This is a genomic window from Amycolatopsis sp. WAC 04182 (genome assembly GCF_003947465.1).
In the GTDB taxonomy this organism is placed as follows: Bacteria; Actinomycetota; Actinomycetes; order Mycobacteriales; family Pseudonocardiaceae; genus Amycolatopsis.
The window spans coordinates 756,996-777,803 of sequence record NZ_QHJJ01000001.1 but is presented as its reverse complement, the minus strand read 5'-3'; the positions used below and the strand labels follow the sequence as shown (position 1 = coordinate 777,803).

Genomic DNA, 20,808 nt, shown 5'->3' with positions numbered 1-20,808 from the left:
AACAGGGAATTCACGACAGCGAGACGGCGAGCACGTCTTGCCAGCGCGCCCGCAGCTTCAGCCGGTCGGTTTCGGCGAGGCCGGGTTCGAAGATCCGGTCCGGGGGCCGGTGGGCCACCGCGTCGGCCAGCGACGGCCACAGCCCGAGCCGCGTGCCGGCGAGATAGGCGGCGCCGCGCAGGCTGGCGGTCGCCGAATCCGCCACCCGCTCGATGGCGAGACCGGTGAAATCGGCCTGGCTCTGGAGCAACGCGTCGCTCGCCGCCAGGCCGCCGCCCACCCGCAGATGCGTCATGGGCCGGTCCATGGTCGTCCGCAAGGCGTCGACGGTGTCGCTCACCGCGTGGGCGATCCCGTCGATCACCGCACGGGCCAGGACTTCCCGTGTGGTCGCCAGGCTCAGCCCGGCCAGCACACCACGCGCTTCGGGCCGCAGCACCGGCGTGCGCAGCCCGGCGAGCGTCGGCACGAACCAGGTCGCCTCGCCACTCGGCTGGGTCGCGGCCAGCGTGCTGATTTCGGCCGCCGAGGTGAACAGGCCGAGATCCTCGGTGAGCCAGCGCAAAGCCGAGCCGGTGGTCGAGGTGTAGGCCTCGAGGCTGAACCGGCTGTGGCCGCGGCTGCGCCACGCGACCAGGCACAGCACGCCGTCGAGTCCGCCCACCGCCTCGGGCGGCTCGTCCCCGGCCAGCGCCCCGACGAAGGTGCCGGTGCCGTGGACGCAGGTGCCCTGGCCCGGCGAAAGCGCGCCCAGCGCGATGAGCGACGCGTGCTGATCGCCCATGACCGCCGCGATCGGCACGCGGATGCCGAGCAGATCCGGGTCCGTGTAACCGTAATCGCCGTCGTCGTCCTGGGGTGGTGGGGCGAGCTCGGCGGGAAAACCGAGTGCTGCCAGCCAATCGGCGTCCCAAGCGTGCTCACGCAACCGATATCCGCCGAACGCGACGGCGTTGGTCGCCGAGATCGTGAAGCGCTCGCGACCGCTGAGATGCCACACCAGCCAGGTGTCGACGGAACCGAACAGCACCCGCTCCGCCGGGACGTCGAGCCGTTCGAGCTGCCGTGCCGCCCACAGGAACGGGGCGCGAGTCCCCACCGGACGGCCGGTCGACGGCCAAAGGTGCCTGTCCCACTCCGGAGCGAGTTGCGTTAGCTCCGCGGCGTAGCGGCTGTCCTGCCACACCACGGCGGGGGCCAGCGGGCGCCCGGTCTCCCGGTCCCACAGGACGGCCGTCGCCCGCTGGGTGCAGATCGACATCCCCGCGATCTCGACGCCGTTCTCGGCGGCCCACACCACCGCTTGCCGGGCGACGTCGACGGTCCGGTCCAGAAGTTGCACGGCGTCTTGTTCGACCTGCGCCGGTTCGGGGTGGCTGACGTCGATGGAGGTGTAGAAGGAGGGCCCGCACCGGCCGTCCTCGCCGACGACGGCCGCCCTCGTCCCGGTGGAACCCTCGTCGACGGCCAGGATCCCGCGCCGCATCAGGCGCTCCCGAGCTTGAGGTCGATCGTCTCGTCGTCGGGATCGATGCCGCTGCGGGTGGGATCCCAGCGGACGATCAGGCACGAGACCAGGCCGAGGAACGGCACCACCGCGAGCAGGGCGATCGTCGGCCCCAGCCCCATCGCCTCCTTGATCTGCGGGAACACGTACAGCCCGATGACACTGCCGAAGCTGCCGAGCATCCCGGTCACCCCGGTGCCGAGCGTCCGGATGTCGCTGCGGTAGGACAGCGCCGCGATCGACTTGCCGTTCGCGCCGGGCCCGGCCGAGTGGAAGAAGATGAACAGGAACGGGAGCAGGAAACCGACGGCGATGGGCAGTTTCCCGAAGCCCAGCCCCATCACCAGCAGGATGGCGAACGCGAACGCGTAACCGATGGCGGAACTCGTCCGGAGCCCGATCTTCCTGCCGACGTACGCCGAGAGCGCGCCGCCGATGATCCCGGCGATGTTGAAGACCATCGAACCGAGGGTCGCGGTCTGGAACGCCTGGCCGAAGATCGCCAGGCTGATCACCGGCAGGTACCACCCGACGGCGAAGTACTGCATCGACTGGGTCAGCGAGATCGCCGTGGACAGGAAGGTCCGCGGCAGATACGGCTTGCGGAACAGCACACCCGCGTGCCGGAACCCGATCTTCTGTTCCGTGGCGGGATCCGGCCCGCCGCTGGTCCCCGGAGTCACCTGGAAACCGTAGATCCGGCGGAGGCTGACCGCCGCCTCGGCGAGCCTTCCCTTGGCCGCGAGCCACGACGGGCTCTCGACGAGGAACATCAGCTGCAGGACCAGCAGCGCGATCGCGAAGACACCGGCCGAGCCGACGGACCACCGCCAGATCCCCACCCCAGCGTCGAGGTGGAAGAACACCAGCGTCAGCCCCAGGTTCACGGTGGTGGCGACGTACCAGACGGACTGCCAGAGGTTGAGCCGTCCGCGCAGTTTCGCGGGGGTGTACTCGGCCAGCATGGCCATCGCGACCGCGAAGTCGATGCCGTAGGCGACACCGACCAGGCCGCGGCCGAACCACACCTCGCCGAAGCCGCCCGCCGTCGCCGTCAGCACGGCGCCGATCGCCGCGATCGCCTTGGCGGCGATGAGCGGTTTGACCCGCCCGATCCGGGCGGCCAGCCAGCCGCCGATCGGGTTGAACAGGATGGCGACCGCGGGCGCGGTCGCGGTCAGCACGCCGACCTGGGTGGAGCTGAGACCGAGTTCCTTGATCATCGGCGACAGGCCCGCGCCGAGCGCGGCGTTGGAGTAGGCGTCCAGGAAAAGGCCGCCCAGCACGAGGTACCACAGCAGATTCGCCTTGCGTGGCAGCCTCGAAAGACCGTTGATCAGTGCTGCCACATGGGAAACGTTCGAAATCGAGCCTGTCGGGCTGAGCGTCGATGAACTCATGGACCGCCAACTTTCTGCGCTGGCTGTCAGCGATCCGACACAAAAAAACAGACACGACGAAGACCGCTGACAGTGGCTCTTCGTCTGTGCCTGTCTGAAGGGAGAAGAGTAGATCCCGATCCGGGGCCCGTCAAGACGGTGTCCTGTCCGGCCACAAAGGACACACGAGCGCGAAAAGATCACGAACTGTCGCTCATGGCCTCCCGGTCCGACACCGGGAGCCACTGCCGCTCCGGATCGAAGGGACGGTAAGCGGCGCGGACGTGCTCGATCAGCAGCCGCAGTGTGGGGTGCCGGTTCTCGAGCCGCCACAGCAGGGAGAACGGGTACACCGGCGTCGGGTCGACGAGCGGGATCTGCACGACGTCCGGATGCCAGGGCACGTGCATCTTCGCGCCGACGAAACCCAGCCGGTCCTTCGACGCGCCGATCACCTCGATGTGGTGTTCGAGCCCGAAGTTCGGGCCGTCGGTGTCGACCAGGATGCCGAACTCCGGGCACAGTTCCTGCCAGAACTCCGCCCATTCGCTGGCCCGCGCGTTGTACGGCATCCACGCCGTCTGGCCGGCGAGATCCGCCATCGCGACCCGGCGCCGCCGTGCGAGCGGGTGCCGCCGTCCGACCAGCAGGTTCGCCGGCTCCAGGTAGGCGGGCGTGCGGGCGATCCCGGGATCCGGCACGGTGCTGACCCTGGCGAAGGCGGCATCGACGGACTCGGGCAGCAGGGACCGGCGTACCGCGCCCAGCCCGGGCGTGACGAGCTCCAGTTCGTCGTCGTGGTCGGCATGGAAGGCCCGGACGACCTCCATGGTCGCCAGCCGCGTGCCGAGGACGTCGACGCGCAGCGCCCGCCGCCTGCCGTGGAGGCGTTCGACGGCCTGGTCCGCGAGGCTGATCAGCGCACGCGCGTGCTTGAGGAATTCCTCGCCGTCTTCGGTCGGCTCGGCCCCGCCGCGTGTCCGTGACAGCAGCCGCACACCGAGGTCCGACTCGAGCTTCGCGACGCGTTTGGAGATCGCCTGCTGGCTGACCTCCAGCCGGATCGCCGCTTCGCTGAAGTACCGGTCGTCGGCCACCGCGACGAACGCGCGCACCGCGCCGAGGTCCAGCTCCACCGTGTGCACTCCCTACAACTTCCGGTTGTCGATGGTCGCGTGTCGCTTGTTGGACAACACCGGCACGGCTTGGGTCCAATCGCCGCGTCGGACCGGAATCGTACAACCGTGGGGAGTGGCCGGTGGACTCCTTCGTGCACCTGCACGTTCATACCGAGTACTCGATGCTCGACGGCGCGGCCAAGATCGCGCCCCTGTTCGCGGAGGCCCAGCGGCTCGGCATGCCCGCGGTGGGCATGACCGACCACGGGAACATGTACGGCGCGGACGAGTTCTACCGGCAGTCCGTCCACGCCGGGCTCAAACCCGTGATCGGCATCGAGGCCTACGTCGCGCCGGAGTCCCGTTTCCACAAGAAGCCGGTGCTCTGGGGACGGCGTGGCGACGGCGGTGACGTCTCCGGTGGCGGCGCCTACACGCATATGACCATGCTGGCGGAGAACGCGACCGGGTTGCGGAACCTGTTCAAGCTGTCCTCGCTGGCCAGCATGGAGGGCTACTACCGCAAACCCCGGATGGACCGGGAACTCCTCGCCCGGCACCACGAGGGCATCATCGCCACCACCGGCTGCCCGTCCGGCGAGGTGCAGACCAGGCTCCGGCTCGGGCAACCCGGCGAGGCGATCCAGGCGGCGTCGGACTATCGCGACATCTTCGGCGCGGACGACTTCTTCCTCGAACTGATGGACCACGGGCTCCCGATCGAGCGGTCCGTGCGGGACGGCCTGCTGGACATCGGGCGCAGGCTTGGGCTGAAACCCTTGGCCACCAACGATTCGCATTACGTCACGCGGGGTCAGGCGGCCGCGCATTCGGCGTTGCTGTGTGTCCAGTCCGGCAAGACCCTCGACGATCCCGGCCGGTTCAAGTTCGACGGAGACGGCTACTACCTCAAATCCGCGGAGGAGATGCGGGCGTACTGGGACACGGAAGTCCCGGGCGCCGCGGATTCCACGCTGCTCATCGCCGAACGGATCGAGCCCTACGACGACGTCTACCGGCACGTCGATCGCATGCCGGTCTTCGAAGTCCCCGACGGACACGACGAGGAGTCCTGGCTGCGCGAGGAGGTCGCGGCCGGGCTACGCCGCCGTCTGCCGGACGGCGTCCCCGAGGCGTACCTCACCCGCGCCGACTTCGAGATCGGCGTGATCGCCGACAAGGGTTTCCCGGCGTACTTCCTGATCACCGCCGACCTGATGAACCACGCCCGTGGTGTCGGCATCAGGGTCGGTCCCGGCCGTGGCTCGGCGGCGGGCTCGCTCGTGGCGTACGCGCTCGGCATCACCAACCTGGATCCGATCGACCTCGGGCTGCTCTTCGAACGTTTCCTCAACCCCGAACGGGTCTCGATGCCGGATATCGACATGGACTTCGACGACCGGCGCCGCGGCGAGATGATCAGGTACGCGACCGAAAAGTACGGCGCCGAGCACGTCGCCCAGGTGATCACGTTCGGCACCATCAAGACGAAGGCGGCCATCAAGGACTCGGCTCGCGTCCACTATGGACAGAGCGGGTACGCGATCGCGGACCGGATCTCCAAAGCGCTCCCGCCGCCGGTCGCGGCGAAGGACATCCCGCTCGCCGGGATCGTCGAGCCGGATCACGAGCGGTACGCGGAAGCGGCGGAGGTCCGCGCGCTGCTGGAAGGAGACGGCGAGGCGGCCAAGATCTTCGAGACCGCGCGCGGGCTGGAAGGCCTGATCCGCAACGCGGGGGTGCATGCCTGCGCCGTCATCATGTCGAGTGAGCCGCTGCTCGACGCGATCCCGTTGTGGCGGCGGGACGACGGCGCGGTCATCACCGGCTGGGACTACCCGTCGTGCGAGGCCATCGGCCTGCTGAAGATGGACTTCCTCGGCCTGCGGAATCTCACCGTCATCGGCGACGCGCTCGACAACATCAAGGCCAATCGCGGAGAGGAGATCGATCTCGACACCCTCGGCGTCGAGGATCCGGCGACCTACGAACTGCTCGCCCGCGGCGACAGTCTCGGTGTCTTCCAGCTGGACGGCGGCGCGATGCGGGATCTGCTCCGCAGGCTGAGGCCGACCGGTTTCGGCGACATCATCGCGGTGAACGCGTTGTACCGGCCGGGGCCGATCGCGATGAACACGCACAACAACTACGCGGACCGCAAGAACGGCAGGCAGCCGATCGAGTCTATCCATCCCGAGCTGGCTGGGCCGCTGCGCGAGATCCTGGCCGAGACGCACGGCCTGATCGTGTACCAGGAACAGATCATGCGGATCGCGCGGGACGTCGCGGGATATTCCATGGGGCGCGCCGACGTGCTGCGCAAGGCGATGGGCAAGAAGAAGAAAGAGGTACTGGAGAAGGAGTTCGAGGGTTTCCGTGACGGCATGGTCGCCAACGGCTTCTCGCGCGAGGCCGTGCAGGCGCTCTGGGACGCGATCCTGCCGTTCGCCGGCTACGCGTTCAACAAGTCCCACGCCGCCGGGTACGGCCTGGTCGGCTATTGGACCGCGTATCTGAAGGCGAACTACCCGGCCGAGTACATGGCTGGCCTGCTGACTTCGGTGGGGGACAACAAGGACAAGTCGGCGGTCTACCTCTCGGAATGCCGGCGGCTGGGGATCAAGGTGCTGCCGCCGGACGTCAACGAATCGGGGCTCCGGTTCTCCGCCGTGGGGGACGCGATCCGGTTCGGGCTGGGCGCGGTGCGCAACGTCGGCGCGAACGTCGTCGACTCGATCATCAAAACCCGGCGGCAGAAGGGGAAGTACGCGTCGTTCACCGACTTCCTCGACAAGTCGGAACTGGTGGCCTGCAACAAACGCGTCACCGAGTCCTTGGCCAAAGCGGGTGCGTTCGACTCGCTCGGGCATACGCGGCTGTCGATCCTGCGGGTACACGAGGACGCGGTGGATGCCGTAGTGCCGTTGAAGCGCAAGCAGGCGATGGGCCAGTTCGACCTCTTCGGTCCGGGGGAGGAGAGCGACGAGGGCAACTCGCCGCTCGCGCACCTCAAGCTCGGTGTCGAGGAGTGGCCGCGCAAGGAGTTGCTCGCCCACGAACGGGAAATGCTCGGCCTGTACGTGTCCGCGCATCCACTCGACGGGGCGGAACGCGTTCTGCGCGGTCACGCGCCCCGCCCTATCGCGGCGATCCTCGACAATCCGCCGCGGGAGGGCGAAGTGGTCGTCGCCGGGCTCATCACCTCGCTGGAGCGGCGGGTGAACAAGAAGGGCGAGCCGTGGGCGATCTGCACGATCGAGGATCTGGACGCCGCGCTCGAAGTGTTGTTCTTTCCCAAGGCGTACGCGCTGTTCGCGGCAGATCTCGCCGAGGACAACGCCGTCCGCCTCAGCGGTCGGGTGAACTGGCGGGAGGACAAGATGTCCGTGTTCGGCGGCGGCCTCGTGCCGCTCGATCTTTCCGCGGCGGACGACGGGGAACCGCCGCTGACCCTGCAAGCGACCGCCGAGCGGCTGACCGAGGACGCGGTCCTCGAACTGAAGCGGACTTTGCTGGCGCACCAAGGACAAACGCCGGTCCGGGTGAAGCTCGCCGAGACGTGGTACGCGCTCGACGACTATCCGGTCGCCGTCAGTGCGATGCTCCTGGGCGAGCTGAAGTCCATCCCCGGCATCACGCCGCGCGCCGCTGCACCCTGAGCTGCCCGATCTCCGAGACGTTCTTCATCAGTTCGGCGTTCACCCAGGCGACTGTGTGGGCGAAGGTCAGCCCGGCTTCCGCGCCGAACGGGTAAGCGGAGGGCGCGTCGAGGTCTGCGTCGGTCAAGCGGTCCAGCACCGCCAGCCATTCCTCGCGAAGACCGCGTAGCCACTCGATGGCGGCTTCTTCGCCGGGCCAGGTGATCGCCTCGCGTTCGCGGGGAGCCCGCCCGTTCGCGTGATCCAGCGCGACACTCCACCACCAGCCGATATGCCAGGTGAGCCAGGCGATCGTGGGAACCGGGATGGGATCGGGTTCGGTGTCGGCCCAGTCGGGTGTGCCGTCCGGCCGGATCGTCCAGCAAAGAGCCGACGGCTCCCACCGGAAATCCGCCGGTTCGAGGTCGGCGAGGTGGTAATCGAACAACGACCAGGTCAGATCGAACTGCCAGCGCGACAGCTCGGTACGCGATGCGGACACCCGCGGGATCCTTCCTCCGGGGCAGGGCGGCCGCAAGCGGTTTACGGTGCGGGCATGAGTCCTCATGTCGCGCAGCGGAACGGCCGGACGGCGACCGCCGAAGAGCTGGCGCCGCTCGCTTTCGCCGGTTTCGCGCATTTCACGGCCATGCAGGTGCGTGACGGCCGCGTGCGCGGTCTCGACCTGCATCTGGACCGGCTCCGGACCGCCTCGCTGGAGCTGTTCGGCGACGCCCTTCCCGACGACCGGATCCGTTCCTACGTGCGGAAGGCGATCGAGTCCGGCCCGGCGGACATCTCCCTGACCGTGACGATCCACCAGCCGGGAGAACTCGAAGTCCTGGTGCGCACCCGGCCGCCGTCGTCCGGTCCGGCGGGGCCGCTGGCGTTGACGGCCGTGGACCACGAGCGCGTCCTCCCGGCCATCAAGCACACCGGCGAGATGGCCAAGACGTACTTCCGGCGGCAGGCCGTCCGCGAAGGGTTCGACGACGCGGCGTTCGTCGACCGCCGGGGCAGACTGAGCGAGGCGACGATCTGGAACCTCGCCTTCTGGGACGGCGACACGGTGGTGTGGCCCGACGCCGGCCTGCTGAGGGGGACGACGATGGGCATCGTCCAGCGGCGTCTGGAGGGGATCGGTGTGCCGCAACGGGTTCAGGAGGTCACGCTTGCGGACCTGCCGGGGCTCGACGGCGCGGTGGTCATGAACTCGTGGACGCCCGGGATCGCGGTGCGCCGGATCGGCGAGACACCGCTGCCGTCCGCCCCGGCGTTCGTCGCGGCGCTGCACCAGGCCTACGAAACCGAACCGCTCACGCGACCTTGAAAAGTCGCTTGACCCCGCTGCCACAGTGGATCTTCGTGACGAACCACGACGACAGAAACGATCTCCTCCGGCTGGCCGGGCTCGCGACTCCGATGGCCTTGCGGGTCGCCGTCACCCTTGGGTTGCCGGACCGGCTGTCCGGCGACGGCGCGGCCGCCGCCGACCTGGCGGCGGAACTCGGCCAAGCACCGCTCGCGTTCGATCTGCTGCTGGGGCACCTGGTGACCCTCGGCGTCCTCGAACGGACATCGACCGGCTACCGCACCACCGGCTATGGGGCGAACCTGCGCGCCGACGCCGGAAACGGGCTCGCCGGGCTCCTGGACATGAACGCCGCCGGCGGGCGGGGCGAGCTGGCGTTCGTCGAACTCGCGCACAGCATCGCCACCGGCCAGGCGGGGTACGTCCGCCGCTACGGCAAGGACTTCTGGACCGATCTCGCCGAGCAGCCCCAGCTCCGGGAGACGTTCGACCGGCAGATGACCCAACGGTTCCTGACGCAGGTGCCGAGGCTCGTCTCCGGGTTCGACTGGTCCCGGTTCGGCACGCTCGTCGACGTCGGCGGGGGTCACGGCAGCCTGCTCGCCGCGATCCTGAAGGCCAACCCCGCGATGCGCGGCCGTCTCGTCGACCTCGCGCCCACCGCGGCGGCTGCGGAAAAGGAACTGCGCGCGCAGGGCCTCGAAGACCGCGTCGAGGTCACCGCGGGCAGCTTCTTCGACCCGCTCCCGGCCGGCGCCGACGCCTACCTGCTCTCCGACATCCTCCACGACTGGGACGACGAGCACGCCCATCGCATCCTGGCCCGCTGCGCCGAGGCGGCCGAGCCCGGCGGCCGGGTCCTCGTCATCGAGGCGGTCGGCGGACTCGGGGCGCAGACCGAAGGGGACCTGGTCATGCTCGTGCTCTACGGCGGCCGCGAGCGGCGCCTGGACGAACTCCGCGAGCTCGCCGCCGCGCACGGTCTGGTCTTCGACTCCGTCACCACGCTGACCGAGGAGCGAAGCCTGCTGGAGTTCCATCCCGAAGATATTCCTTGACAGGAATATTCTGATGAGCGAATACTTCTGGGCATGGAGCAGATCGCAGCAGCACTGGGAGACGGGGCGAGGCGGCGCATCGTCGAGCTTCTCGCCGAACGGCCCCGGTCCGTCGGTGAGCTCGCCGAGCTGACCGGCCTGCGGCAGCCGCAGACCACCAAGCACCTGCAAACCCTCGCCCGCGCCGGCCTCGTGACGGTCTTCCCGCTGGGGCAACGCCGGGTCTACGCGGTCGAAGCGGGTCCGCTGAAGGACTTCGAAGGACGGCTGCGGACGCTGATCGCGACCATCGAGGCGAACGAGGGCGAACGAGATGTCCTCACGCGCTATCAGGCCGCGATCTCCGCCGACGCCGCTTCCGCGAACCAGGACCGGTGGGCGGACGGGCGGGCGTTCTCGTTCGACCGTCTGCTCGCCGCGTCGCCGGACGCCGTCTGGCGGCACTGGACCGAGCCCGCGCTGCTCGCGTCCTGGTGGGCGCCGCCTTCGATGACCGTCACCGACTGCGTCATCGAGCCGCGAGCCGGGGGACGAGCCGTACTCGACTACCGCGACGCGGAAGGGCGATACCGCTCCGCGGGCGAGGTCCGCGCCGCGACCGAACCCGAACACCTCGAGTTCGACCTCTCGGTGCTGGACGCCAAGGGGGACACCTTCTTCACCGGTCACTACGACCTCAAGTTCACCGAGGCGCCGGGCGGGACCCGGCTCCGGCTCGACCTGCGCATCACCGAAACGACCGTCGAGGCGGTCCCCTTCATCGCCGGCATCGAAACCGGCTGGGGCCAGGTGCTCGACAACCTCGCAGCTCGGCTCACTCAGGCAAAGGACTGAACGACATGACGAACCCGACCGGCCGCCGCGTCACCGCGAACATCAGCCTCACCCTCGACGGCCACTACAGCGGCCCCGGCGGACCCGGCGACATGGGCGCGATCGTCTCGTATGCCACTACCGACGTCGCCCGCGCTCACCTCGCCCGCATCCACGAGAAGGCGACCACCGCGGTGCTCGGCAGGTTGAACGCCGAAGGCTTCCTGGGTTTCTGGCCCACCATCGCCGCCGACGAAAACGCCGACCCGCGCGACCGCGCCTACGCGAAGTGGCTGGTGGACGCCGAAAAAGTCGTCCTCTCCACGACCCTGACCGAAGCGCCGTGGGACCGCGCCCGCGTCGTGAACGCCCCGGCCGCCGACGTCATCGCCGACCTGAAGGCGAACGGGGAAGGCGACATCCTGGTCAACAGCAGCGCCAGCGTCATCAAGGCCCTGCTCGCGGCCGACCTGATCGACCGGCTGTACCTGATGATCTGCCCCGAGATCACCGGCGGCGGGCAGCGGCTGTTCGCCGACGGCCTGCCCGCGTCGACGTGGGCACTGGCGTATCAGGAGGCCGGGGAACTGGGGGAGATGGCGTTGGTTTACGACCGGGTGCGGTGAGCCGAGTCGAGTTCGAGGATCGTGCTCGCGACTTCTGACGGAAACAGGGTCGACCAGACGATCTCGCCGGGCGCCGGTTCCATTGCCGCCGGCTCGGACGGCTCGGGTTGCCAATCGTCCTTTGTGACGCCGGGAACGCAGTCGAGGAGCAAGGCGAAGATCTTTGGATCCGCGATTCCTTCGGCGATGATCGCCAGATAAGCCTCGTGGGCGTCATCGACGCGGACGAGTGCCTTGATGCGATGGTTCCGGAACTCGGCTACCGCGAGCTTTCCACTGGTGAGCGATATGGCGATGAGATGGACCACCAGCCGCTTCATCTCACGTCGCCAGGCGACCGCCTGCTCCGCGCTGAGGCGCTTCCAGTCCCACTCGACAGGGAGGAGGCGTGTGGTCGAAACGGTTTTGCCGTCGGTGCACTCGCGCCTGATCGATTCGTAGAAGTCGCGTTGCGGACTGTCCGCTTGGCGGTGGCCGGCCGCGCCGATCCACCAGCCTCCGACCTCGCTCGGGAGTTCGTGCGGCAGGTCGTCGTCCTGCAGTCGGGTTACGACCGCCCGGCGATCTCTGGTCTTGACCTTGAACCACACGCGGTCGTTCAGGGACAAGATCCGCTGGGCGCCACCGGCATTCCGGAGTGCCGGGATCGACTGGGCGGTGACGACGATCGAATCGTCCATCTCGTTGAGCGGAAGGCCGAGATCTGGCAAGGAAAGGCTGAGATCGGCAAGGCATCTCTTGGTCGGACGGACGCCGATTGTGACCTGGGTCATGATCAAATACTAGTGAGCGGCCTCGCGTGGAGATCAGCCGCTAGGGCGCCAAGCTACTTCGGCATGCCGCCGAGCTCATCGAGTTCGTCATCGCTCAATCCGGTCATCAATGAGATGGCGGCAGAGTCGGAGCCGTTGAGCTGTCCGAGGGCGGCTTTGATTCCGGCGTTGATTTCGTCGCGGTGCGCGTCGATGTACTCGCGTACGGCGGCATCGACGATGTCCTTCTTCGAGCGCGACATGAAGTGAGCCGCGTGGGACACGAGTTCATCGGTCGCGGCGTCGACTTTGATCGGCGCGGTCGCTGCGGCCATGGCAGACCCTCCTCCGATAGTCCCGATCGGCTCCCGGGTACCAGAGTACCAGTTTCTACCTTGAAGACTGTTGTCGATCGCCGGTCAGCTACTTGAGGTATGAAGGTGACGTCGAAAACCGGCGACGCCCCGGCGCGAGTTCGCGAATCACGCTCGCGTGGTCTGCCGCTCGTCCGTCGGCTCGGCTTCCAAGGCGGTGCCAAGGCTCACGCTCTCGGCAGGCGAGCTGAAGTCGGATTCGTCTAAGTAAGATTTGATCTTACTTGGACGAGGCCCGAGTTCGAGCGATCTGGCCACCTCTGGAGAGAGCGCTGTGCATGGGTTGGGTGGGCCCGGAGAGACTCGAACTCTCACTGGCACGGACCTAAACCGTGTGCCTCTGCCAATTGGGCTACGGGCCCCCAGTACTGCCCCGAAATCGTAGCGTGCGACACGTTCGGCGTTTCTCGGCGTGGCCGATGCCACCCCGGAGGGCGGCGTCCTCTAACGTGGGCTTCCAGCAAGTCCGTCGCGGCGAGGAGGACACGTGGCTCGCGATCCCGAGACCATCGAGCGTGAGATCGAGCAGGCCAGGAACGCGCTGGTCGCCACGCTCGACCAGCTGGGCACGAAGGCGAACCCCGCGAAGCTGGTGGATTCCGCGAAGACCGGTCTGCGCGCGAAGCTGGACGAGCCCAAGGTGAAGTACCCGCTCATCGGCGGGGCGGTGCTGATCGGCGTGCTGCTGATCCGCAAACTCCTGAAGTAGGTCTCAGGAGGTCTGGGCCGCCTTGGCGGGTGTCTTGGCGGGCTCGGACTTCTCCTTGGACTTCGCCTCGTCGACGGCCTTCGGGAGTTCCTTGCCCTGGGGCACCGGGGGCTTGCCGCCGGTCTTCTCCTTGGCTTTGCCGTTCGCCGGCGGAGGAACCTCGAGCGGTTCGATCTCCGGAAGCGTGAGCCTCGCCGTCATGTAGGCGGCGGTGAACTCGAGGGCGCTGCCGTTGAGCAGGTGCACCACCGTCGAGTGTTCCGGCGGGGACAGTTTTTCGACCAGCTGGTCGGCCCGGTCCCGTGCCGCGATGATGCCCGGCGCACGACCGGTCAGTTCCTTGCCGGAGCCGCTGACCGTTATCTTCCAGTCGTCGTCCTCCTGGACGTACGACGCGGTGATCGGTTCGGTCATCCGCCTCACCCCTCTCCTCGCGAGCAAGCGTCACTCAATGGACTTCGTCACGCCGCCGTCATGACGCCACTTTCGGGTGGTGGCGCCCCCTCCTGACGGAGGCCGCGACTGTCCATCAGACTTTCTACAGTGTCATCGATACAGTAGGACAACTCTGTGTCACAAGACACTGGCGGCAATGTGCTCTGAGTGACGACCGAATGGCCTAATGCACGAGCATCTTCACAGTCGTTTCAGCGGGCCCGCGCGGACAGGCCTGACCAGAGGACGTCCATGGCGTATCCGGTCGCCGTTTCGGGGCTGACGTCTTCGTGGCGTTCGCACCAGATCGCGAGCCGCTCGCACGCGCCGACGACGAACTCCGCGGACGCCTCGGCGCGGAGGTCGTCCCCGGCGTCGAGGTGGTCACCCATCAGTGCGGCGATCAGGTCGGTCTGCTGGCGCCGGGTCTGCTCGATCTCGTCGGCGGCGCCGGTCCCGATCAGCGCCATCTCGTGGCGGAGCAGTGACCAGGCCTGCCGTCGTTCGCGGATGAAGACGAAGAAGGCGAGCAGACCACGCCGGAGCGCGTCCTCGGCGGACGTCGCACCGACGGTCGCCCGTTCGGTGACCTCGCGCAGTGCCGCCCGCGACTGCTGGATGCAGGCCAGCAGCAGGCCCTCTTTCGAGTTGAAGTACTCGTAGAGCATCGGTTTGGAGACCCCGACGCGCTCCGCGATGTCGTCCATCGACGCCGCGCTGTAGCCGCGTTCGGCGAAGACTTCTTCAGCGATCTCGATCATCTGCCGCATCCGCTCTGCTTTTGGCATGCGTTTGCGCTTCGCCGTCGTCACCACAACACTCTACCGAAGGTAACCTACTTCGAGTAAGGTGAACTCCCGGTAACAGGTAAAACGAACGAGAGGTCGGGGTCATGGGCAACCGCACCGAGACCGGAGTCGTCATCGTCGGAACCGGCTTCTCCGGGCTGGGCATGGCCATTCAGCTGCGCAAAGAGGGCCGCGAGGACTTCGTCATCCTGGAGAAGGCCGACGACGTCGGCGGCACGTGGCGGGACAACACCTACCCCGGCTGCGCCTGCGACATCCCCTCGCATATGTACTCGTTCTCGTTCGAGCAGAACCCCGGCTGGTCTCGCGCGTACTCGCCGCAGCCGGAGATCTGGCAGTACATGCGCGACGTCGCCGCGAAGTACGACCTGCACCGCTTCATCCGCTTCGGCCAGGAGATGACCGGCGCCCGCTGGGACGCGGACGAGAACCGCTGGCACGTCGCGTCGAAGTCGGGTGACGAGTTCGTCGCGCCCGCGCTGGTGGCCGGGGTCGGCGCGCTGCACCTGCCGCAGATCCCGAAGTTGCCCGGCATCGAGCGTTTCCAGGGCCGGACGTTCCACTCGGCGCAGTGGGAACACGACTACGACCTCACCGGCAAACGTGTCGCCGTGGTCGGCACCGGCGCGAGCGCGATCCAGTTCGTGCCGCAGATCGCGAAGGACGTCGCCGAGCTGACGCTCTTCCAGCGGACGCCGCCGTGGATCATGCCGAAGCCGGACCGGGAGATGCCGGAAGCGCTCCGGAAGACGTTCAGTTCGGTGCCGCTGCTGCAGCGCGCCTTCCGCAACGTCCTCTACTGGGGTCTCGAAGCCCGCGCGATCGGCTTCAACGGGCAGCCGTGGGTGATGAAGATCGGCCAGCGCATCGCGAAGCGCAACATCCACAAGAGCGTCAAGGACCCGGAACTGCGCCGGAAGCTGACGCCGGACTACACCATGGGCTGCAAGCGGGTCCTGGTCTCCAACGACTACTACCCGGCGCTCGCGCGGGACAACGTCGACGTCGTCACCGACGGCGTGAAAGAGGTCCGCGAGCACAGCGTCGTCGACGGCGCCGGCGTCGAGCACGAGGTCGACGCGATCATCTACGGCACCGGATTCCACGTCACCGACGCCTTCGACGACCTGGAGATCATCGGCCGCGACGGGCGCAATCTCGGCAAGGAGTGGGCGACCGAGGGGATGCGGACGTACCAGGGCATCACCGTGTCCGGGTTCCCGAACCTGTTCTTCCTGCTCGGCCCGAACACCGGGCTGGGGCACAACTCCGTGGTGTTCATGATCGAAGCGCAGATCTCCTACGTCGCGCAGGCGCTGCGGCTCGCCCGCGGCAAGGCGCTCGACCCGCGGCCGGAGGCGCAGGAGCGCTTCAACGGCGAGATCCAGCGCAAACTCGCCAAGGGCATCTGGACCCAGGGCGGCTGCAAGAGCTGGTACCTCGACGCGAAGGGCGTCAACCGCACGATCTGGCCGGGCTTCACCTGGCGGTATTGGCTCGACACCCGCAAGGTGCGCCGCGAGGACTACGAACTGCTCGGCTGAGCCGAAACGCGCCTTCACGCGAAGAGGGGGAGGTCCGTGAAAGCCAAGATGGGGGGCATGGCCTTCACGGACCGGGGAACGCCGCGCTCATGAGGGGTTGAGCCGGCGAAGCCTTCCGATGAGATCGACGGTGGGGATGCCGCAAAGCTCGGCCATCCGTTCCAGCGCCGCGAGATCGAGATGGACTTCGGCGGAGCCGTTGTCGCTCGATCGTTTGAGCCGGTCGTCCGCCCACCGCCGCAGGGGGAGCAGTTCGTCCTGCTCGTCCTTGATCACCTGGCGCAGGTCGATCCGGACCCGGCCCGGTTCGTCCACGAACACCCGGCGATGCACTTTGGCCAGCAGATCCTGTGGCAGTTCGTCCATCGCGACGCACAGTTCGACCAGCCGCACCACGGAACAGTGCCGGGTGCCCAGCTCGTAGGTCGCCAGCGTCTGGAGCGAGATCTCGCTCTGCAGATGCTGGTTCAGTTCCTTGCGTGTCCAGCCACGTTTACGGCGGAGCTTGCGGAGCTCGTCTCCGAGTATCCGCTGATAGCTCTCAGCGTCGATCAGCACTCCCCATCCCCTGCCTTGCCAACCTTCTCCACCGCCCGCCCCGTGTGACAAAACCGGGGACGAGCGCGCTCACGTGTATGAAAGTCGGCAGGGCCGCCGCTCTTACGCGGTTTCGGGGGTGCTTTTCCGAGAGATTTTTGCTCGCTGGGCCGAATGGGTGAAGGAAAGGCGGCCGGAGGGGCTGTTTCGGTGGTCTTCGGCCTGTTTACGAGCGCGTCAGTTGACGCAGGGCACGCCTTCGGCGGTGATCGGCTTCTCGTCGGACTGCTCGGGCGGGGGCGCGGCGGCCGACGAGCCGGCGGCGTTCTGCGACGAGCCGGAGCCTTCGGCACCGCTCGGCGCCTTGAAGTCCGAGCCGAGGAAGACCATCACGTGCCCGGCCTCGACGCTCTTGTCCTCCTGGACGGTCGGGTTGCCGCCGAGCGCGTCGGCGACCGCCTGGCCCTTCGCCTTCTCGCCCTTGGCGACCCAGACGACCGTCTTCTTGCGCGCGCTCGCGGTGGCCGTGTCGCCCGCGGTGAAGCCCTTGTCGACGAGTTGCTTCAGCACCGACGAGGCCAGCCCGTCCCGGGGCGTCGAGTTGCGGACGTCGACCGTGGTCGCCTTGTTGGGCGACTCGGCGGGCGGCGCCTGCTGCTGTTCGCCCGGCTGCGGGCCCGCGAGCCCCTGGACGAAGTTCTTCACTTGCTTCGGGTCGACCTGGATGGCGACGCCGTCGTTCGGGGTCTTGTACTCGATGTTGACGATCGGGATCGTCCGGAACTCGAGCTGGCCGCCGGTCAGGCTCTTCATCTGCTGCGCGAAGCCGAAGACGTCCCAGTTCTGGTTGAGCACGACCGACTTCTTGATGGCCGTGATCAGGTCGTTGAGCTTGCCCGGATTCGCGAGTGTGCCCGCGGACAGCACCTTCCGCGCCATCCCGGCCATGAACACCTGCTGCCGGACGACCCGGTCGAGGTCGCCGCGCGGCAGCCCGTGCCGCTGCCGGACGAAGCCGAGCGCCTCGACACCGGAGATGGTGTGCGGGCCCTTGGTGAACTTCGCGCCGGAGAACTGGTCGTTGACGTCGTCGTTGAGGCAGACGTCGACCCCGCCGATGGCCTGCGTGATCTCGCTGAAGCCCAGCAGGTTGATGGCGGCGTAGTTGTCGATGGTCGACCCGGTCAACTGCTCGACCGTCTTGATCAGGGTCTTCGCCCCGGCCTCGTTGGCCTTCTGGTCGAGTTCCTTCGGGTCGGAGACGCCGTTCTCCTGCTGCTTCTTGCGCTCGTCGAGCATCGCGCGGGCGTAGGCCGAGTTGATCTTGTGCTTCCCGTAGCCGCCGGGGATGTCGACGTAGGAGTCGCGCGGCAGCGAGATCGCGACGGCCTTGGAGCCGTCGTTCGGGATGTGCACGAAGATCAGCGAATCGGTGTTCAGCTCGCCGTCCGCCTGTCCGGCGCGCAGCTGGGCCAGGACTTCCTTGGACAGCGGGTTGCCCTGCGCGTCCGTGCGGCTGTCGAGGCCGACGAGCAGGATGTCGCGGGCGCCGTCGGCGGGTTTCTCGCCTTCGTCCGCGCCGATGCCGACGTTCGCGAAGGTCAGGCCGTCCATCGCGGCCCACGCGTACCCGGTCAGGCCCATCACCAGCAGCGAGACCAGGCCGAGCGCGATCTTGGGACCGCGGAACGACCGCCGCCTCGGGGCCGGGCGCCGGGGCGGCATGCCCGCGGCCTGACGGGCGGGCGCCGGGCGGGCTCCACGGGGCGGGGCCGATCGGGAAGGAACGCGTCCGGGCGCGTCCTGCCTAGGCCGGGCGGGACGTCGATCCCCATGCCCATTCCGAGGCGGGTACTCCACGCGGTCTGCTCCTTCTGGTCGTTACCGGTTCGACGGTCTCTTCAAGGGACGCATGGTGCCTGTTGCGGGTTGTCGCAGGATTACACATCCCCCCGGAGATGTGGCACGCACCACCGGTTTCCTCCTCATGGTACGGAGAACGCCTGGTCAGCGCCGTACGGATCAGGGCAGGACACGCCGGGCGGCGCGGGCCGGGACCAGTGTGGCGGCCGCCGCGAGCATGGCGACGACGATCGTCGCGACCGGCAGCGCGACGGACGCGGCGCTCACCTGCTTGCCGTCGAGCGCGCTCATCAGCGGCGGCGCGCACGCGACCGCACACACGAGCCAGGTCCCCGTCATCCGGCTGGTGCCGTTCCGCACGGTGTGCAGCAGGTACACCCCGAGTAGCAGGTTGACCAGGCTCTGGACGGGGCCGAACCGGATCCCGAGGAGGTCGGCGTCGGCGGACGCGCCGCCGAAGCGGGTCAGGGCGAACCCGAACACACCGAGCATCGCGTACGCCATGCCGACCGTCGCCGCCGCGCGGCAGAAGATCATGGCCCGGAGGCCCGGCTCGTCGACCGTCCGCTGTTGCGGTCCCGAATGCCGCTCGAACCACCAGAAGACGAGCACGGCGGGCACGGCCAGCAGCGCCATCGCCAGCAGGACTCGCGGGCGTGCCAGCCAGCTGAGCCCGTCCACGAACGGTCCCGGCAGGTAGACGACCGCCACGAGCAGCAGCATCGCGGACAGGAAGCCGAGGTACAGGCTCATCGGGGCGCGCAGGACGAGGCGGGCGGTGGCGGCGACCGCGGGACGGTCGCCGAGCCGGGCCAGCGGCTGCGCGAGCAGGCCGAGGAGCGCGAGCTGCACCAGGCCGAGCAGGAGCACGCCCCACGGCGGGCCCGACAACGCGGCCGGGGCGCCGGGGCCGCCGAGCAGCATCGGACCTTCGCCACGGACGGCGACCGCGAGACCCAATCCGGCGGCGCCGGTGAACGCCGTCGCCACGAGGGCGACGCGCGGCAGGCGGACGCCGTCGGCGTGGGCGAACGCCAGTTGCTGGACGAACAGGGCGAGGAACAACGTCTCCGCGTAGCGCGGGACGGCCGAACCGGACCACTGCGCGGCGGCCTCGCTCGCCAAGGTCAGCGCCAGCAGCCCGGCGACGGAGACGCTCCGCGTCCGGCGGTACAACGCCAGCAGCGCCGGCGCGAGCACGACGGTCAGCAGGAAGACACCGAGCAGCCAGAGCGGATGCAGCGCGATCCGCATGACGGTGGCGTTCGTGCCCGTCGGGATCCCCAGCACCTCCAGCGCGAGGGGGACGACCAGCGCGACGACGGCGAAGATCAGCGCCGGGCGCAGCAACGGGCTCGCGCGGTCGGCGAGGTACTGCGGGTAGCGGCCGCCGGTCGCGCGGATGGACCGCCAGCCCGCCTCGTTGATCCGGCCGACCGCGAAGAAGATGAGCGGGCAGAGCTGGGCGAGCCAGGTGAGCGGCCACAACGACCGCTCCGGTGCCCCCGCCCAGTGTGCGAGCGCGACGGCGGATTCACCGAGCAGCATGAGGACGACACCGGCGACTCCGAGCAACGCCCACCGGCCGACCGGGACGACGGGCCGCGGCTCGCGGGGGAGTGTGACGGCGGTCCGGCGGTTGCGGACCCAGCCGCGCAGGCGGAACACCAGCAGCGCGCCGATCACCAGCACGCCGACGATCATCGGGCCGAGCGGGTCGCCGACCGGCGGTCCCCAGCGCTGATGCCAGGAGTTGAGCACGAGACCGGCGGTATAGAGGGAGGCGACGACGTCGCAGGTGCCGCGCGAGTCCATCGGGTTGAGGACGCAGGCGTTGTGCATGTCGGCCGAGAGCCGGTCGTCGAGCGAGGCCCTGGCCTCCTGGCCGAGCGGGTGCCCCTTGCGCTCGGCGTAGCGGAGGATGTCGTAGCCCAGGTCGTGCGCCTTGCAGGGGACCGCGTAGTCCCACTTGGTGTTGTCGTCGCCCCAGGGCGCCGAGCAACCGCCGTCGCTGTGGACGGCGCGCACGGTGCCGTCCCGTGCCGTCATCACGCCCGGGGTGATGCCGCTGACCGCGGTGAAGTCGGCGGGCAGCGCGGCGATCGCGTGCTCGACCGGGCCCGGCCGCACCAGCGCGTCGACCGCGTTCTGCGCGGCGAGGATGTCACCCGTCGGTGGCCCCTGGTCCGGCGGCGAGGCCGGCCGTGACGCGATCAGCCCGAAGCCGAACACCAGCACCGTGACCAGCAGTAACCAGCCCGAAGTCGACCACGGCCGCCGGATCCGGGCAGGACGAGCGGCGGCTTGGGCTGTCGCTGGCATGGCGTCCAGGGT

General features: G+C 68.5%; 18 protein-coding genes and 1 tRNA gene. 7 read left to right on the top strand and 12 right to left on the bottom strand.

The window, feature by feature from the left end; translation table 11 throughout:
• Positions 1–10: 10 nt before the first annotated feature.
• From DMH01_RS03940 to DMH01_RS03930, 3 genes are all read right to left on the bottom strand, one after another.
• Entirely contained in the window at positions 11–1,486 is a 1,476-nt protein-coding gene (locus tag DMH01_RS03940; RefSeq protein WP_125673737.1) for an FGGY family carbohydrate kinase, read from the bottom strand.
• The gene (locus DMH01_RS03935; RefSeq protein ID WP_233621391.1) at positions 1,486–2,856 is read right to left on the bottom strand and encodes an MFS transporter; all 1,371 of its coding nucleotides are present in this window, start codon (positions 2,854–2,856) and stop codon (positions 1,486–1,488) included. The genes DMH01_RS03940 and DMH01_RS03935 overlap by 1 nt, the downstream gene beginning before the upstream one ends.
• A 230-nt stretch (positions 2,857–3,086) precedes the next feature.
• Positions 3,087–4,022, bottom strand: coding sequence for a LysR family transcriptional regulator (locus DMH01_RS03930; protein WP_125673735.1), 936 nt, complete (start codon positions 4,020–4,022; stop codon positions 3,087–3,089).
• A 122-nt stretch (positions 4,023–4,144) separates the two neighbouring features.
• On the opposite strand from DMH01_RS03930, the gene dnaE reads away from it, so the two are divergent.
• Positions 4,145–7,663: a DNA polymerase III subunit alpha gene (gene dnaE / locus DMH01_RS03925; protein ID WP_125673734.1), complete on the top strand. Its 3,519-nt coding sequence runs from the start codon at positions 4,145–4,147 to the stop codon at positions 7,661–7,663.
• On the opposite strand, the gene DMH01_RS03920 is transcribed toward dnaE, so the two are convergent.
• Positions 7,638–8,144: a DinB family protein gene (locus tag DMH01_RS03920; protein ID WP_199745358.1), complete on the bottom strand. Its 507-nt coding sequence runs from the start codon at positions 8,142–8,144 to the stop codon at positions 7,638–7,640. The two genes, dnaE and DMH01_RS03920, sit on opposite strands and share 26 nt — an antisense overlap.
• A gap of 54 nt (positions 8,145–8,198) precedes the next feature.
• Here DMH01_RS03920 and DMH01_RS03915 point away from each other — a divergent pair, with 54 nt between their 5' ends.
• The 4 genes from DMH01_RS03915 to DMH01_RS03900 are packed head-to-tail and all read left to right on the top strand — an operon-like array spanning position 8,199 to position 11,451.
• On the top strand, positions 8,199–8,972 hold the full coding sequence (locus tag DMH01_RS03915) for an aminotransferase class IV family protein (RefSeq protein ID WP_125673732.1): 774 nt from the start codon (positions 8,199–8,201) through the stop codon (positions 8,970–8,972).
• 35 nt (positions 8,973–9,007) lie between these two features.
• Complete coding sequence (locus tag DMH01_RS03910) at positions 9,008–10,012, top strand: methyltransferase (RefSeq protein ID WP_125673731.1); 1,005 nt, start codon at positions 9,008–9,010, stop codon at positions 10,010–10,012.
• Between the two features lie 33 nt (positions 10,013–10,045).
• Positions 10,046–10,846: a metalloregulator ArsR/SmtB family transcription factor gene (locus DMH01_RS03905; protein WP_125673730.1), complete on the top strand. Its 801-nt coding sequence runs from the start codon at positions 10,046–10,048 to the stop codon at positions 10,844–10,846.
• A 5-nt stretch (positions 10,847–10,851) separates the two neighbouring features.
• Positions 10,852–11,451: a dihydrofolate reductase family protein gene (locus tag DMH01_RS03900; RefSeq protein ID WP_125673729.1), complete on the top strand. Its 600-nt coding sequence runs from the start codon at positions 10,852–10,854 to the stop codon at positions 11,449–11,451.
• Here DMH01_RS03900 and DMH01_RS03895 read toward each other — a convergent pair.
• The 3 genes from DMH01_RS03895 to DMH01_RS03885 all read right to left on the bottom strand — a co-directional run bounded on the left by DMH01_RS03895 (position 11,433) and on the right by DMH01_RS03885 (position 12,939).
• The gene (locus tag DMH01_RS03895; RefSeq protein ID WP_199745357.1) at positions 11,433–12,230 is read right to left on the bottom strand and encodes a hypothetical protein; all 798 of its coding nucleotides are present in this window, start codon (positions 12,228–12,230) and stop codon (positions 11,433–11,435) included. The two genes, DMH01_RS03900 and DMH01_RS03895, sit on opposite strands and share 19 nt — an antisense overlap.
• 47 nt (positions 12,231–12,277) lie before the next feature.
• On the bottom strand, positions 12,278–12,538 hold the full coding sequence (locus tag DMH01_RS03890; protein ID WP_125673728.1) for a hypothetical protein: 261 nt from the start codon (positions 12,536–12,538) through the stop codon (positions 12,278–12,280).
• 327 nt (positions 12,539–12,865) lie between these two features.
• Positions 12,866–12,939, bottom strand: a tRNA-Leu gene (locus DMH01_RS03885).
• 125 nt (positions 12,940–13,064) lie between these two features.
• Here DMH01_RS03885 and DMH01_RS03880 point away from each other — a divergent pair.
• Positions 13,065–13,286 (top strand): DUF3618 domain-containing protein, encoded by a 222-nt coding sequence (locus tag DMH01_RS03880; RefSeq protein ID WP_005165704.1) that lies wholly within the window; start codon positions 13,065–13,067, stop codon positions 13,284–13,286.
• Between the two features lie 3 nt (positions 13,287–13,289).
• On the opposite strand, the gene DMH01_RS03875 is transcribed toward DMH01_RS03880, so the two are convergent.
• Together DMH01_RS03875 and DMH01_RS03870 are read right to left on the bottom strand one after the other, a co-directional pair.
• Entirely contained in the window at positions 13,290–13,700 is a 411-nt protein-coding gene (locus DMH01_RS03875) for a hypothetical protein (protein WP_199745356.1), read from the bottom strand.
• 233 nt (positions 13,701–13,933) lie between these two features.
• Positions 13,934–14,491, bottom strand: a complete 558-nt coding sequence (locus DMH01_RS03870; RefSeq protein WP_199745385.1) for a TetR/AcrR family transcriptional regulator — start codon at positions 14,489–14,491, stop codon at positions 13,934–13,936.
• 122 nt (positions 14,492–14,613) lie between these two features.
• Here DMH01_RS03870 and DMH01_RS03865 point away from each other — a divergent pair, with 122 nt between their 5' ends.
• The gene (locus tag DMH01_RS03865; protein ID WP_125673725.1) at positions 14,614–16,074 is read left to right on the top strand and encodes an NAD(P)/FAD-dependent oxidoreductase; all 1,461 of its coding nucleotides are present in this window, start codon (positions 14,614–14,616) and stop codon (positions 16,072–16,074) included.
• 87 nt (positions 16,075–16,161) lie between these two features.
• Here the strand turns inward: DMH01_RS03865 and DMH01_RS03860 are convergent, their stop codons facing one another.
• The 3 genes from DMH01_RS03860 to DMH01_RS03850 form a co-directional block, all read right to left on the bottom strand.
• The gene (locus DMH01_RS03860) at positions 16,162–16,632 is read right to left on the bottom strand and encodes a helix-turn-helix domain-containing protein (RefSeq protein ID WP_125673724.1); all 471 of its coding nucleotides are present in this window, start codon (positions 16,630–16,632) and stop codon (positions 16,162–16,164) included.
• Positions 16,633–16,848: 216 nt separating this feature from the next.
• A complete protein-coding gene (locus DMH01_RS03855; protein ID WP_199745384.1) occupies positions 16,849–18,255 on the bottom strand; it encodes an LCP family protein in 1,407 nt (468 codons plus the stop codon).
• Between the two features lie 378 nt (positions 18,256–18,633).
• Positions 18,634–20,796: a phospholipase A2 gene (locus DMH01_RS03850; protein ID WP_125673722.1), complete on the bottom strand. Its 2,163-nt coding sequence runs from the start codon at positions 20,794–20,796 to the stop codon at positions 18,634–18,636.
• Positions 20,797–20,808 lie beyond the last annotated feature (12 nt).